Here is a 14,193-nt window from a genome sequence, read left to right on the forward strand (position 1 = left end):
TGGTATTTAACGGAATTTTCAGTTTAGAAAAATCCTCATTTCTGCACCAGTAAATCAATAGCTGTTTTGAGTTGAAATACATCAGTAGCATATCCTTTTAATTCTAATTGGAAATCCGAAGAGTAATTCATGAAATTAAATGTAAATTCATGATATTTCTCTAGATCAATTGTCACAAGAAAATCTCCTTGAGTGTCTTCCAAAAGTTCAAGCGAATCGAACTTACTTCTTTTCTTGCCTTGATTAATTTCTAGTACTATAGCGTGTAGCATTTGTTGTGCTAAAAGGAGAATCTCTCAGTCTAACTCTATATAAGCTGAGGTGATTTCAATTACATTGGTATGACTGATTTTAAAACGGAATGTCTTTTTCTTCTCTTCTAACTCTACCTTCCAAATATTATTCTCAATTAATGTGATCACTATCATTGCCTCTTTCTCTTCAATTATCCTCGTTCGGATAAAGCTCCTGCTCTCCAAGATAAGGGAAAATCTTCGTCATTTTGCTTCTCCTTTCTGGATTCGTTCAAGACATATTTACTAGATAAACATTATTGTACCATTATCAGACTCTTCGTAGCCTTTAAAGTGCTTCCTGTTAGTATTGATAGATTGCTCTAACACTCTCTGAAAAATTGATGTTTTTTATTTTTTGCTAGAAGTTATGGATCTAGGGGGTAGATTATTTAAAGTTGTATTTTTGCAAACATAAACTTTGTTCAAGTATGTTTGTTTATATACAAACATATTTGTGGTTAATTTATTCATCTGATTGACAGTCGATAAACTTTATATTAATATGTTTGTTATTAACCAAATATTTATATTATGTGTTTGTTATTTAAAAAATGATTGGATGTGTTTACACAATGGAGATATCAGATTTTTTTTGGAATGCCTCATTAACAGAATTAAAACGAGGATATATTGAGGAAAAAGATTCTTACATTTGTCTGCTATGCGGCAAGAAAATAGAAAAGGGTGTTATTTATCCTTACGAGAATATGCTTTATGAAGCAGAAAGGTATATGCGTGTTCATATTGAGAGTACTCACCAATCGGTATTTAAATACTTAATTGGACTGGATAAAAAACTAACAGGTATTACTGATCATCAAAATCAACTCCTTCGTCTTTTTTATCAAGGCAAAACAGACAAAGAAGTCCAAGCGGAAATGGGCATTGGAAGTATCTCTACGATTAGACATCACCGTTTTTCTTTAAAAGAGAAAGAACGTCAAGCAAAGATCTTTTTGGCCATTATGGAACTATTCAAAGAAAAAGACCAGTATGCACCAGCCTTTATCCCTCCTCATAAAACGGCAAAAATGGTCGATGATCGATACGATATTACACAAGAAGAACAAGAGAAAGTCATTCAAAAGTTCTTGCCTGAAGGACTAGAAGGAGGTTTGGAGAAGTTTCCTCCAAAGGAAAAGCAGCGACTTATTGTTCTTCGGGAAATCACGAAGAACTTAGAAAGTGAACGAATCTATGATGAAAAGGAATTAAATCAAATTTTGAAAGATATTTACGATGATTATGTCATGATCAGAAGATATTTAATCGAATATGGATTGGTTGATCGTAAAGCAGATGGTAGTCAATATTGGTTGAAAAAATAATGAAAGGAAGTAAATAGTATGGACCGTAAAAAACAACTTAAGCAGATGTATAAAGAAATAACTGTTGAAGCTGGTGTATATCAAATTAAAAATAATGAGAATGGAAAAATCTTTATTGGAAGCACTAAAAATTTAAAAACCTTAAATGGGCTAAAATTAATGCTTGAAACGGATAGTCATTCCAATAAAGAGCTTCAAGAAGAATGGAGTCAACTTGGGAAAAATGCTTTCACTTTTGAAGTCTTAGAAATACTTAAAAAGCAAGATGACCCGTATTTTAATGAGAAAGAAGCCTTATCAGAAATTGAAAAGAAATGGTTAGAACAACTTCAACCATATGAAGAACGGGGATATAACCGCAAAAAATCCTGTTAATACATTTTAAATGCCTTATAGAAGTCCCGTCAGAAAAATGCGGATTTACAACGCTAAGCCCATTTTCCTGACGGTACCCTTTATGCAGTTTTAATTTATTCCCATTCATTGGATTTTTAAAATCTTATTCTATCCTTATTTGTTGGAATCCCATTATTTACTTTTTCCCATGTTCCATTTTTAAATAATTCGTATTGTTCAAAAGCAAAAGGCAATCCGTTTGCAGTAGCTATGTCACTACTATCCATAAGTTGAAAATGCAAATGTGGAGCAAAGGAGTTACCTGAATGACCCACTCTACCAATAACGTCACCTTTTTTTACATTCTGACCAACTGAAACCTGAATTGACCCTGTTTGAAGATGGACTAATCCAGCATATACATTGTCGCCACATTCTATAATGATATAGTTGCCAGCAATTGATTGTATGTCGTCTTTTTTCGGGTCGAAATAATGAGCATTTTTATAAGCGTTAGACATATCTGAAAGCAATTTTGTTCGTGTTCGTTCTTTATAACCATCCTCTGCTTTGACAATGATCCCGTCGCAGGGAGCATATACTTCTTGCCCCCAACAATAATATTCATCTAAGGGAACCCCAAAAAGTAGATATTGCGCCAAACTAACGCGATAAGCGGGCCAACCCTTTCTTTCCCAATCCACTTGTATAAAGTCATAAGCATATCTTGATCCTAATTTGTTTGTGCCATGACTCGGAATTTTTGTCCCTGGAGTGTTAGGAGAGTGCCATTCTCCCCTCAAAGGAGACCTTACAATTATCGGCTCACGCGCATCAATCATCTCATATCCCTCCTCTATCGATTCTTTACCTGCATTATTGAAAATGACTAGTGCCACAAGGGTAAGTGCCAGTACGATACTGATAAGTACAGGCATACGTTTTTTTTTGTTGAACGCCGCTTATTCATTGCTTGACGTGTAGAATACTTTTCTCAGTTCATCAAAATATCCATCAAGTTTTTCAACAACGAGTTCATAGTTTATAGCCGGAGATTCTGAATTTCTAATATCCTCTAATATTTCATTAGTAAATCCAACATTAGCCCAGAGGATAAATTGTTTGCACTTTTCAATATCCAACCCTACTCTAAATTTAGCTTCATCTATTTCATCAAATAATTTAGGATAACAGCTTGAATGTTCTTTGTGTGTTCTATTTTCGAGTTCCTCATTAACCTCGTTGGAATTAGTAGTTCGTGAAAGTTTATTAAACTCCAAAATCCAAGGGTACTTTTCCGATAATTTAATTTGCAAAAGATATGATTGATGCAACCTGTCAAAAATATCTTTTTCATCATAATTCATCAATTCAAGATATTCATTTTTAATTAGGTCATAGAAGTAATCATACACAACAAGAAAAAGCTCCTGCTTGCTACTTACATAGTGGAACATAAGAGCTTTAGAAATTCCGGCTTCTTTTGCGATTACATTTGTTGAAGCTTCGTCATACCCCTTTGATGAAAATTCTTTTAATGCTGCATTTAGAATAGCGTCCCTCCTTTGAGGGTTTAAATCTAATAACTTTGTCAACATCTGTCCCTCCTTTATAAGAAATGAGATTTTACCTATTAGGTTAATTTCATTATATACATGTTTACCTATAAGGTCAAAGTAAAGACACACTGCAACTATGATGTAGTTTTATTTGCTATGATAGGCGTACTCATTGTTCAGGCTGGTGATGTTTCCATGGTGGGCAGTAGACAATATAGAGATTTTGAAGAATATTTGTTTCCAGAGGAAATATGGAATCAAACGAAGGGGAATACAAGGTTATCAGTTAGTTCATCATTCGAAAATTATATGACAGAGAGAACTTGTAGCCTTAATGAAAGACTAAAGTGGTTATCTGCCAATTCCAACAGGTTAAATGGAGTTTCTCTTGAAAAAGGAAAGCTATCAATTTCACACTTAGAAAAAGATGTTCCAGAAGAAGCAAAGAAATTTAGTGCAAATCTTTATCAGATGCTACCAAGAATAAAATTAACCGATTTACTTATGGATGTTGCTCATCTAACAGGCTTTCATGAGCGCTTCTAATAATCGGAAACCAGATAAGGAAGAAACAATCATTATCATGGCTGCCCTTCCAAGTCCATTCATAATCTCAATCCACTATTCACTTGCTTATATTTATTTAATTTGATAATATAACTGACGAACGTTCGTTAAATATGAGGTGAGTATATTGAAAAGCGATAAAATTAAGGAAGCAGCGCTAAAATATTTTACAATGTACGGTTATGAAGGGGCATCTCTTTCTCTAATAGCTGAAGAAGTCGGTATGAAAAAGCAATCCATTTACGCGCATTTTAAAGGAAAGGATGATCTTTTTTTACAAGTTTTACGTGATGCGAAAGAGACGGAGCTATCTTCATACCTCCAATATTTCAGTAAAATTGATTCACAAGATCCAAAAAAAGATTTATACGGATTTCTAAAATTGGAAGTCGATCTTTTCCAAAAAAATGAGCAGTTAAAGTTTTGGCTTCGAATGTCTTTTTTTCCTCCAGCACATCTTGCAAAAGCAATCGAACAGGAAGTAAGCGATATTGAGGAACAGGTGCAGGCTATACTGGAAAGTAAATTTCAGAATTGGATCGATGCTAAATTAATAGTTGAAGACGCAGCAAAAACGCCGACCTTTGCCTTTCTAGGAGTGTTAGATTCCATTATGCTGGAACTTGTATACGGCAATGATGAGAAACAGCTGAAGGAAAAATTAGAAGCCGCTTGGACAGTATTTTGGAGAGGTATTTCACATAAATGATTCTTACATCAAGAGGTGTTAATATATGGAGAAAACAATAAAAGAACAAAAGACGGTATTAATTATTCTTTTATGCAATTTATTCATTGCATTTCTAGGAATTAGTCTCATTATCCCCGTGATGCCGTCTTTTATGGATATGATGAATTTATCAGGAAAAACGATGGGGAGTCTTGTTGCTATCTTCGCGATGGCACAACTAATTATGTCACCATTCGCAGGACGATGGGTTGACATTTATGGAAGAAAGAAAATCATCGTCATAGGCTTATTCATTTATGGTATTTCAGAAATTATTTTTGGTTTAGGTACGAATGTATATATGCTTTATATATCAAGGATGCTAGGAGGAGTCAGTGCCGCCTTTATTATGCCAGGCGTTACTGCATATGTTGCAGATATTACATCCGTTCAGGAAAGACCAAAAGTGATGGGCTATGTTTCTGCCGCCATTAGCACTGGCTTTATTATCGGACCTGGCATCGGTGGTTTTATTGCAGAGTTCGGTGTACGCCTCCCCTTCTTCTTTGCTGCAGCTATTGCCTTTTTAGCATGTATTTCATCCATATTTATTTTAAAAGAACCACTAACAAAAGAACAGCTTGAAGAAATTTCTGCTAATAAAAAGCAATCGAACTTTATAAGCGATTTAAAAAAATCATTTCATCCGCTTTACTTTATTGCATTTATCATTGTATTTGTACTCTCTTTCGGTTTATCAGCATATGAAACGGTCTTTAGCCTATATTCTGATCATAAATTCGGCTTCACGCCAAAAGATATCGCCACTATTATTACAATAAGCTCAATCTTCGGCGTTGTTGTACAAGTATTTATGTTTGGAAAAATGGTTGATAAACTCGGTGAAAAGAAACTGATCCAATTGTGTTTAATTATAGGTGCAATATTGGCGGTGGTGACTACCGTGATCTCAAGCTATTTGGCCATATTAGCTGTAACTTGTTTCATCTTTCTCGCATTTGACTTGCTTCGCCCGGCATTGACGACATTTTTATCAAAAGCGGCCGAGAAAGAGCAAGGATTTGTTGCTGGCATGAACTCAACTTATACAAGCTTAGGTAATATCGTCGGTCCAGCAATAGGCGGAATGCTTTTTGACGTAAACATCAACTACCCTTTCCTCTTCGCTGCTGTCATTATGGTCATTGGCCTCGGTCTTACAGTCATTTGGAAAGAAACACAATTGACAGAAAGCTTAGCGAAATAATTACAAAAGATTGTTACTCATGATAAAATTTAGAGCCGATTCCTTAGCATAAGGAAAATCGGCTTTTTTCATCTAGAAATTATCTTAGCGTATATTTTCCGCGTTTTTCTGCCAAGACCCCTAGTGGGTTATTTTTTTACTTTTGTAATATCTTTACATATTAATAGAAAGATGTTATATATTAAAGGATGTTTGTTTTTTACATAAATTGTTACTCTAATAATTTTTTTACAGGTGAATGTATGACAAAATTCAAAAAAACAGCTTTATGGACGATGATTCTTGCATTAGTGTTGAAGCTATCAGGATTAGTGCGAGAATCGATCATTGTAAAGGAGTTTGGACCATCCGCTGAGATGGCTGGTTATTCGATTGCTTTTTCATTTATCACAGTGGTGATTGCGATGATCGCCACAGGATTTAATAATGTTTTTTTGCCGATATACATAAAACGAAAGCATGAAGGGATTGACTTAACCGATCAGAATGCCAATGGTTTGTTGAATCGGATAATAGTAATCTTTGTGATTATCAGCATAGTTGGTTGGTACGGATCTCCTTGGTTCGTTCCGCTCATCTTCCCTCGTATGTCAGCCGCCGCTGAACCAATTGCTGTTCATATTACGCAAATATTTTTTATGTTTATGGTGTTTATCGCCTTAAGTGCGCTACTTGATTCTTATTTACAATCTCGCCGGATTTTTGTCCCTTCTCAAATTGCTAAGCTACTTGCTACCTTGTTAGCCGCTTTGTTTGCGGTTTTCTTTAGTGATGCTTGGGGGATTTATGCGGTAGCTTATGGATTTGTGACAGGTACAGTGTTAGGTGTTCTTCTTCAGACATTGTATTTAGAAAAATCAGACTATCAATGGAAACCTGAGTTAACTATAGAACCGGATTTCAGAAAAGCGTTTATGATTTTGCTTATCCCTTCGCTTTTAAATTCAGCCGTAGGTCAAGTCAATGTTCTTGTGAATAAATCATTTGCATCCGGAACGTTTGATGAGGCAGTGACCTACTTGAACAATGCTTCTATGGTGACAAGTATACCGAATGCGATTTATGCCACAACTCTTGTGACCATTTTTTTTACCTTAATGTCTGAACAAACAGCTGATGAAAAGGCTTTTAAAGATACCTTCTTTAAAGGAATGGAAATTTCTCTCGTCATCTTATTACCTGTCGCTGTTGGTTTAGCGCTTGTCGGCGATGCGGCTATTTCTTTTATTTTTGAAGGAGAAAAATTCACGGCTAAGCATACCGATCAAACATATATGGCGCTCTTGTGGTATGCGCCAACCATCGTTTTTCAAGGGATGCAGCTGATTTTGTCTAAATCGATGTATGCTAGAGGAAAAACGTCTGTTGTGTTTCGGATCAGTGTAACGACTATTTTCTTAAATTTAATGCTGAACTGGATGCTAGTAGATAAATTCGGCTACCTTTCTCTTGCTTTTTCTGCCTCAATGGTGTCGATCTATTTTTTCATTCTATCTATGTTAGTTGTGTATAAAGATTTGGGGTTGGCGGAGCTTCGGCGCTTTTTTCACATGTGTTGGCGTGTATTGATTCCGACTATGATCATGGGATTCATCGTATGGGAAGCAAAAATGATCTTGCCAATGGAAGATTGGTATTCACTATTTCAATTAGCAATCTTAGCATTAATTGGGGTAGTGGTGTATGTAGTGAGTTTAAGGTGGATTTATCCTATTGGATTTAATCGCCTAGTAGGATTCATGAGAAAGAGAAAATGAATTATATAACCAACCCCAGTGGAAATACATATTCCACTGGGGTTGGTTATGTTCGATATAGATTCTTTATTTTGTAATTTTTCTATAGGGTGGTTGCAGAAAATACATTAACTAAAATTTTTTACTTTATTTCATAATTCAACCAAACATCTTTTTTTGCTCCCATTTTGTCATATAACGCCTGGGCAACGATATTGTCATGTGCCGTTTCCCAGGCCATATGGGAATAATCATTTGCCCGCATGTAAGAAAGGCAAGTTTCGAATAATCGTTCACCGATCTTTTGTCCTCTTATAGTAGGCGATACAAATAAATCATATAAAAAAGCCATTCGTTTTGCTTCTAACGTATTAAACATAACAAACCCAACTAATTGATTTGTCCCCGTCTCTGCCACAAATTGAATACCTTCTGAAGGATGGTCCAGCAAATGGTTGACTAATTTTTTTAGTGCCTCTTCACTTGGACGAGGACATTGATAAAAATTTACAATGTATTCATATATAAGAGGTAGTAATTGTGGTACGTCTTTCTTTTCTATTTTCCTGATTTGAATACTTAAATTGGTTGTATTCATAAAATCTCCTCCCTTTTGTTTACATTTGCAAGTTTCATGCCGAATCCAATTGATTTGGAAGAAGATGTTTATTTGATTTAAGTCATTAATCAAGTTAATTTTTTCAATACAGCAAGAATCAGGTGTATTCCTTTTTTAAACCCGATTTTTTATACAGAAAGGAATAATTTATTCATCAGTAAATACATGTGAAAAGGAATTAAAAAAACAGGAGAATTTAGTGTGTATCTCCTGTTTTTTCGCCTATCCTCTATTTAATTTTCTTACCTTTTCATCTCCTGGCAACGCTAAAGCACTCACTCCTAAAAGTGGTAAAAGACTAGCAAGAATCATGATCAACTTTAAGCTATAGTGATCGGCTAAAACCCCAAAGAATACAGAACCAATCGCGCCCATTCCAAAGGCAAGTCCGACGATTAAGCCAGATACCGTGCCCACTTTTTCTGGCAGTAGCTCCTGGGCGTATACGACAGAGACGCTGAAACTGGAAAGTAAAATAAATCCAATAAGAAAAAACAGCGGCAATACGAAGGCAAGAGGTACATAAGGTAAGGCCGCAGCTAATGGAGCAGCTCCTAGCATCGAAAAGACGAGAATCTTTTTCCGGCCGAAGCGATCCGCTAGTGGTCCACCAAGAAACGTACCGGCCACACCAGCGGCCATGTAGACAAATAAGTATAGTTGAGCTTCTTTGATAGACAGTCCATAGTTTTCAATTAAGTAAAATTGATAGAAGTTTGTTATAGCGGCTGCGTACCATGACCGAGCAAATACAAAAAAGATTAATAGGACCATGGCCCATTTGATACTTTTATGTAATTTTTTCTTAACGGATGCACGCTGATTTCTCTTCGTTATTTCACTTATTTCAAGTCTATGTTTATACCAAGTAGAGACACGATAAAGTAAAAGAACTCCTATGGCTGTAACGCCAGCAAATAACAACGCTCCTTTTTGACCTAGCGGGACGAAAATAAAGGCTGTAAAGATCGGAGCGAGCGACTGTCCCCCGTTCCCCCCCATTTGATAAATCGATTGGGCTAATCCTCTCTTTTGTCCTGCCGCCATAAAAGCAACACGTGAGCCTTCTGGATGAAAAACAGCTGAACCAAGCCCGATAAACAGAACGGAGAATAAGAGTGAGTAAAAATTAGGTGATAAGCTAAATGCAATGACGCCTAGCATAGAAAGTCCCATCCCAATCGGCAATAAATAGGGTTGTGGTTTCCTGTCGGCGACTGCGCCAAACACTGGCTGCATTAACGAAGAAGTAATGTTTAACACAAAGGCGATCCAGCCGAGCTGAGCGTAGGAAAGAGAATGAGACTTCTCTAAAATCGGAAACATCGCCGGAACGACCGCTTGAATGGAATCATTAATGAAATGACCGCCGCTAATCGCAAATAAAATACTATAAGTGGTCGCTTGACCGACAGACATTTGTTTTGCTGCAACTGACATGATTTCAACTCCCTTCTTCTCTATTTTATCCATTATAGTCGATCTCCTTTATTTTGTCTGTCTCACTCAAAAAAACAGATTTCATAGAAGTTTCGCTATTATTTCTTTGATACTTCACAATTGTATAGTAAAAAAAGAAGGAAAGGATGTGACCGAATGAAAAAAGTGGTAGCACTGACTAGTTGGTTATTCCTCTTCCCTTTTAGCTTCAGTGTGGTGAAAGCGGACACACAAGTAGATTTGCAAAAGTTAATAGATGATGCCCCAGCAAGGTCTGAAATTCACTTAGAACGCGGATTATACGAAGGTCCTGTCGTCATTGATAAGCCGCTGACGATCACAGGAGAAAAAGGAGCGGTTATTGACGGAGGGAAAAGTGACAACGTGGTCACGGTTCAAGCAGACGACGTAACGATCCATGGTGTGACCATTCAACATTCCGGAAAAGGAGCTCAGCAAGCAGGCATTCTATTAGATAAAGTGAACACAGCCACGATCAGTAAAAATACATTTAACAATGTTCACAATGGAGTGTTCATCAGAGGGGGCGGTTCTCATACGATAGCTAACAATCATTTTTCCAGCTATCCGGGGCATTTTTCTACACGTGGGAATGGGATTCATTTGTTAGCGACTAAGGATAATCAAATGGTTGAAAATGAGATGACTAACGTGCAAGACGGTATTTATTTAGATGAATCTTCTAATAATCAGATCGTAAATAATACCATCAGTGAATCCAGATATGCGACTCATTTTATGTTTTCATCTAATAATTTCGTAGACAACAATCATTTTTTTAACAATATTAATGGGATTATGGCGATGAATTCTAAAGGAATTGACATTCAAGAGAACCTTTTTGAAAAGCAGCTGAATTACCGAGGATTTGGCGTATTAATTTATGAAACAGAAGACGTTCAATTACATAATAACAAGCTACTTTATAATCATAATGGCTTGTCGCTTCAATCTTCAAGTCGTGTTTCTGTAAAGAACAATCTCATCGCTGGCAATTATATCGGCCTCATTACAGAAGGAAAGAATAGCGACATTAAACTGAGTGAGAACCATTTTGAAGGAAATATTATTCAAACGAAGCTGACGGGAGAGCCCTTCCCTCTTGATGATGGCAAGATGGGGAATTATTGGGATGATTATCATTCTTATGATTTGAATGGCGATGGAATTGGTGAAGTTGCCTATAATGGTAGCTCTGGCTATAGTGAACTTCTTCACCAGTATCCGCATTTACAGTTTTACTTTGAAAGCCCTGCTATGACCGTTTGGCAATCAGTGGAGAAAATGTTTTCACTTCAAAGTGATAGTGGTAACGTAGATCGGTTTCCAGTAGTCAAGCGTGCGAAAGAATTTGAGATTCCATATTTACTTCTATTGATGATTCCTGTAGGGATGACGATGTACATATGGAGGAAGAAAAGGAGAGAATCATAGTGAACCGTATATTTTTAGGAATGGCTGCTTCTGCGATGCTGTTGACGGCTTGCGGAAAAGAACAAACGTATGAACCAGTAGAGATTAATCCAGATATTGATGTCTGTGATGTTTGTAATATGAGTATTACAGAGTCTCAATATGCAACAGAAGTGCTTTTAAAGGACGGATCGGTAGAAACATTTGATGATATCGGTTGTATGGTGGAGTATTTAAATGAGCAGGATGAGAAGACAATTGGAGAAAAGTATGTTCGAGATGCTTTAAGTGGTGATTGGGTGAAATTGAATAAAGCTACTTTTCTATACAATAAAGACTATTGGACGCCAATGGCTTATGGTGTCGTTTCTTTTTCCGATCAGTCCTCAGCTGAAGACTATATGAAAAAGGAAGGAAAAGGTGAAATCATGACGTTAGAGGAGGTCATGAAGCATGATTGGGGTGGCCAACAGTGACAGCTTGGACGATTGCCCGTCATGAAATGAAATTAGCTTTTAGAAGTAAATGGCTTCTTGTGTTTGCTGGCTTGTTTACGTTGCTTGCTGGCATCATTATTTTTTTTACTGGTCAGTCTAGCGGCGAATTTGATGGGTTTACTAGAAGTACTGCTAGTTTATTGAATCTTTCGCTGTTTTTACTTCCATTATTAACGTTACTTGTCGGTAGTTTGCTTATTGCCGGAGAAAAAGAGGATGGTCGTTTAGGCTTACTGCTCACTTATCCCCTGTCTTCGATGTCTGTGATTGTGGGAAAATATATTGGTCTTGCGGTGTCGCTTATTTTTGTTTTACTGCTAGGTTATGGCGTATCGGCCTTGTTGTTTTTTCAAGCGTCCGGAAGTAACTTTTCGTTGTTATTCGTCTTCTTGGGGATTTCGGTGTTATTAGTTCTGATGTTTTTATCTTTATCTCTATTAACTGGAATTATGGCAACAGGACGGCTTCAAGCATTAGGAATGGGGTTATTTTCATGGGCGTTTTTTGTCCTTTTTTATGAATTTATTATTATGGCTGCGACGATGATTGTTGGGCCGACAATGGTTTTACCGATTCTTACCGTCTCCGTTTTTTTGAATCCTGTGGAGCTGATTCGCGTATTTACCGTTTTATTTCTTGGAAGCGGCACTATCTTTGGTCCCTCTGTTTATGATTTTACGGTTTGGGCGGAAGGCGGCGCTGGAGTCGTTATGTTCGTGATTGCTTGCCTAATTTGGACGGTCACCCCCCTATTGCTCGCCAACTTTCTGATGAATCGAGGGAAAACATTATGATTAACTTTCGTGAAGTTAGTAAATCTTTTCATAAAAAACAGGTGATTCATCCTCTATCATTTACTGTTGATGCTGGGGAATGTATCGCTCTCTGTGGGGGCAATGGAGCGGGAAAAAGTACGATCATTAAAATGATGACAGGTATTTATACGCCAGATACTGGAGAGATTTTATTAAATGGCCAGAAATCAGGAGATAAGAAAGCAGATTTTCGTTCGCAGTTTGCTTATATGCCGGATGACTTATCGGCTCCTCCCTTATTAACCGGCCGGGAAACGTTAACGTATTTTGCAGATTTACAAAATGCGGATCGCCACCAAGTGAATGAACTACTTGCCCTTGTTGGATTAAGTGAGCATGCCGATAAGAAAGTGAAATCGTATTCAAAAGGGATGCAGCAGCGGATATCCTTTGCTCAAAGCTTGCTATCACAGGCCCCTATTTTAATTTTAGATGAGCCAACTAATGGCCTCGATCCATACTGGGTGCATCGTATGAAAGAAATCATTGTGGAGAAAAAGAATCAGGGACAGACGATTCTTTTTACAACACATATATTATCTGTCGTTGAGGAATTAGCGGATACACTGGCATTTTTACAGGATGGCCGTTTACTCGTTCATCAAAAGGTGCAGACATTATTACAGCAACATGCTTCTCTTGATGAAGCTTTGTTTAAAGAATATAGCAAATAAAAAACCCGGCTTGATACGCCGGGTTTTTTATTATTTATTGAGCTTCGTGCTTCATCTCTTCTTCTTGCTTCATATCGCCATGCTCGCCTTCACCGTGTTTCATGTCGCCCTCTTGCTCTTGCTTTTGTTTCTTTTTCATATAGCGTTCATGAGCTATTTGATCGATATCTTCCACTGTTGCTGGTGTGGCATTTTGGTGTTTCGTTGTAAATGTATTCACACTTTCCTCATCTTTGAAAAAGGCAAAACCGTAGTTCATCGGTGTTTTCACGTCTGTTTTCATGATTTTTGCTTCATCGAATGACACCCAATCTAAACCGTTAAAATCACGAACAAATTGTTCTTTTGCAGGTTTATCTGCATCTCTTTCATAGTTCAGCATACAGCCGATATCGTCAAAGAAAAGCGTCTCGCCATCTTCTGTAACAATTTTGGCTGTAAATTGCCCCATGTCTTCGCTCTTCATATAGGCTTTCATATCACAAAAAGCACATGTTGACTTTTCATTAGGTTCGCCATCTTCATGCTGATGAGCCGTTTCTTCTTTTACTTCTTCTGTTGGAGTCGTCTCCGCTTGTTGTTCGGTTGCCGCTTTTTCTTCCGTTGCTGGTTTAGGCTCCTCCGCTTTTTCATTGCTAGAGCAAGCCGCCAGACTTAATGCTGCAGCAGCAGTTAATACATACAATTTTTTCTTCATTTTGTATTCCCCCTATATTGTTTCTACATGTTAAGTATAGGAAGAAATTGTGAGAAAAGAATGAAGAAAGTGAGATGATTTGATGAAGTGGTAAAAAAACTAAAAATAGGAAACCCCCAACGGTTATTTCCATTGGGGGTTTTTCGCATAACATCCAGTGTTATGACTGGTCAGTTTCACTAGGCAGAGTCTTTCCTAATATAAAGTGCAGCTTTCCATTTAGATTGAATCGGTTGTAAGTTAATCATAAGACATTCT

The 14,193-nt window shown here is 37.0% G+C and carries 16 protein-coding genes and 1 pseudogene; 10 read left to right on the top strand and 7 right to left on the bottom strand.

Annotation, left to right across the window (positions count from 1 at the left end; all coding sequences use genetic code 11):
- Nucleotides 1-35: 35 nt before the first annotated feature.
- Together WDJ61_RS08845 and WDJ61_RS08850 are read right to left on the bottom strand one after the other, a co-directional pair.
- On the bottom strand, nucleotides 36-272 hold the full coding sequence (locus WDJ61_RS08845) for a hypothetical protein (protein WP_338754538.1): 237 nt from the start codon (nucleotides 270-272) through the stop codon (nucleotides 36-38).
- Between the two features lie 24 nt (nucleotides 273-296).
- Nucleotides 297-428: a hypothetical protein gene (locus WDJ61_RS08850; RefSeq protein WP_338754539.1), complete on the bottom strand. Its 132-nt coding sequence runs from the start codon at nucleotides 426-428 to the stop codon at nucleotides 297-299.
- A gap of 440 nt (nucleotides 429-868) precedes the next feature.
- Here WDJ61_RS08850 and WDJ61_RS08855 point away from each other — a divergent pair, with 440 nt between their 5' ends.
- Together WDJ61_RS08855 and WDJ61_RS08860 are read left to right on the top strand one after the other, a co-directional pair.
- On the top strand, nucleotides 869-1,624 hold the full coding sequence (locus WDJ61_RS08855; RefSeq protein WP_338754540.1) for a DUF2087 domain-containing protein: 756 nt from the start codon (nucleotides 869-871) through the stop codon (nucleotides 1,622-1,624).
- Between the two features lie 18 nt (nucleotides 1,625-1,642).
- Nucleotides 1,643-1,999: a GIY-YIG nuclease family protein gene (locus WDJ61_RS08860; protein ID WP_338754541.1), complete on the top strand. Its 357-nt coding sequence runs from the start codon at nucleotides 1,643-1,645 to the stop codon at nucleotides 1,997-1,999.
- Between the two features lie 116 nt (nucleotides 2,000-2,115).
- Here the strand turns inward: WDJ61_RS08860 and WDJ61_RS08865 are convergent, their stop codons facing one another.
- Entirely contained in the window at nucleotides 2,116-2,802 is a 687-nt protein-coding gene (locus WDJ61_RS08865; protein WP_338754542.1) for a M23 family metallopeptidase, read from the bottom strand.
- Nucleotides 2,803-2,922: 120 nt separating this feature from the next.
- Nucleotides 2,923-3,555 carry a TetR/AcrR family transcriptional regulator gene (locus tag WDJ61_RS08870; RefSeq protein ID WP_338754543.1) on the bottom strand — a complete coding sequence of 211 codons (633 nt, stop codon included), beginning with the start codon at nucleotides 3,553-3,555 and terminating at the stop codon, nucleotides 2,923-2,925.
- A 138-nt stretch (nucleotides 3,556-3,693) separates the two neighbouring features.
- On the opposite strand from WDJ61_RS08870, the pseudogene WDJ61_RS08875 reads away from it, so the two are divergent.
- The 4 genes and pseudogenes from WDJ61_RS08875 to murJ form a co-directional block, all read left to right on the top strand.
- Nucleotides 3,694-4,114, top strand: a pseudogene (locus WDJ61_RS08875) (Tn3 family transposase); the annotation flags it as partial.
- A gap of 90 nt (nucleotides 4,115-4,204) precedes the next feature.
- Nucleotides 4,205-4,795 carry a TetR/AcrR family transcriptional regulator gene (locus WDJ61_RS08880; RefSeq protein WP_338754544.1) on the top strand — a complete coding sequence of 197 codons (591 nt, stop codon included), beginning with the start codon at nucleotides 4,205-4,207 and terminating at the stop codon, nucleotides 4,793-4,795.
- A gap of 25 nt (nucleotides 4,796-4,820) precedes the next feature.
- Nucleotides 4,821-6,023 carry an MFS transporter gene (locus tag WDJ61_RS08885; RefSeq protein ID WP_338754545.1) on the top strand — a complete coding sequence of 401 codons (1,203 nt, stop codon included), beginning with the start codon at nucleotides 4,821-4,823 and terminating at the stop codon, nucleotides 6,021-6,023.
- Between the two features lie 242 nt (nucleotides 6,024-6,265).
- Nucleotides 6,266-7,780 carry a murein biosynthesis integral membrane protein MurJ gene (murJ, locus tag WDJ61_RS08890; RefSeq protein ID WP_338754546.1) on the top strand — a complete coding sequence of 505 codons (1,515 nt, stop codon included), beginning with the start codon at nucleotides 6,266-6,268 and terminating at the stop codon, nucleotides 7,778-7,780.
- 121 nt (nucleotides 7,781-7,901) lie between these two features.
- Here murJ and WDJ61_RS08895 read toward each other — a convergent pair whose 3' ends face one another.
- Together WDJ61_RS08895 and WDJ61_RS08900 are read right to left on the bottom strand one after the other, a co-directional pair.
- Entirely contained in the window at nucleotides 7,902-8,357 is a 456-nt protein-coding gene (locus tag WDJ61_RS08895) for a GNAT family N-acetyltransferase (protein WP_338754547.1), read from the bottom strand.
- Between the two features lie 243 nt (nucleotides 8,358-8,600).
- Nucleotides 8,601-9,818 (bottom strand): MFS transporter, encoded by a 1,218-nt coding sequence (locus tag WDJ61_RS08900; RefSeq protein ID WP_338754749.1) that lies wholly within the window; start codon nucleotides 9,816-9,818, stop codon nucleotides 8,601-8,603.
- Nucleotides 9,819-9,974: 156 nt separating this feature from the next.
- Between WDJ61_RS08900 and WDJ61_RS08905 the strand changes: the two genes are divergently transcribed.
- The 4 genes from WDJ61_RS08905 to WDJ61_RS08920 are packed head-to-tail and all read left to right on the top strand — an operon-like array spanning nucleotide 9,975 to nucleotide 13,238.
- Nucleotides 9,975-11,273 (top strand): nitrous oxide reductase family maturation protein NosD, encoded by a 1,299-nt coding sequence (locus tag WDJ61_RS08905; protein ID WP_338754549.1) that lies wholly within the window; start codon nucleotides 9,975-9,977, stop codon nucleotides 11,271-11,273.
- Entirely contained in the window at nucleotides 11,273-11,728 is a 456-nt protein-coding gene (locus WDJ61_RS08910; RefSeq protein WP_338754551.1) for a nitrous oxide reductase accessory protein NosL, read from the top strand. Before WDJ61_RS08905 ends, WDJ61_RS08910 begins: the two co-directional genes overlap by 1 nt.
- Nucleotides 11,710-12,543, top strand: coding sequence for an ABC transporter permease (locus tag WDJ61_RS08915; protein ID WP_338754553.1), 834 nt, complete (start codon nucleotides 11,710-11,712; stop codon nucleotides 12,541-12,543). The genes WDJ61_RS08910 and WDJ61_RS08915 overlap by 19 nt, the downstream gene beginning before the upstream one ends.
- Nucleotides 12,540-13,238 carry an ABC transporter ATP-binding protein gene (locus tag WDJ61_RS08920; protein ID WP_338754554.1) on the top strand — a complete coding sequence of 233 codons (699 nt, stop codon included), beginning with the start codon at nucleotides 12,540-12,542 and terminating at the stop codon, nucleotides 13,236-13,238. The genes WDJ61_RS08915 and WDJ61_RS08920 overlap by 4 nt, the downstream gene beginning before the upstream one ends.
- Nucleotides 13,239-13,272: 34 nt before the next feature.
- On the opposite strand, the gene WDJ61_RS08925 is transcribed toward WDJ61_RS08920, so the two are convergent.
- The gene (locus WDJ61_RS08925; RefSeq protein ID WP_338754556.1) at nucleotides 13,273-13,935 is read right to left on the bottom strand and encodes a hypothetical protein; all 663 of its coding nucleotides are present in this window, start codon (nucleotides 13,933-13,935) and stop codon (nucleotides 13,273-13,275) included.
- Nucleotides 13,936-14,193 lie beyond the last annotated feature (258 nt).

This window comes from Bacillus sp. FJAT-52991 (genome assembly GCF_037201805.1).
In the GTDB taxonomy this organism is placed as follows: domain Bacteria; phylum Bacillota; class Bacilli; order Bacillales; family Domibacillaceae; genus Bacillus_CE; species Bacillus_CE kandeliae.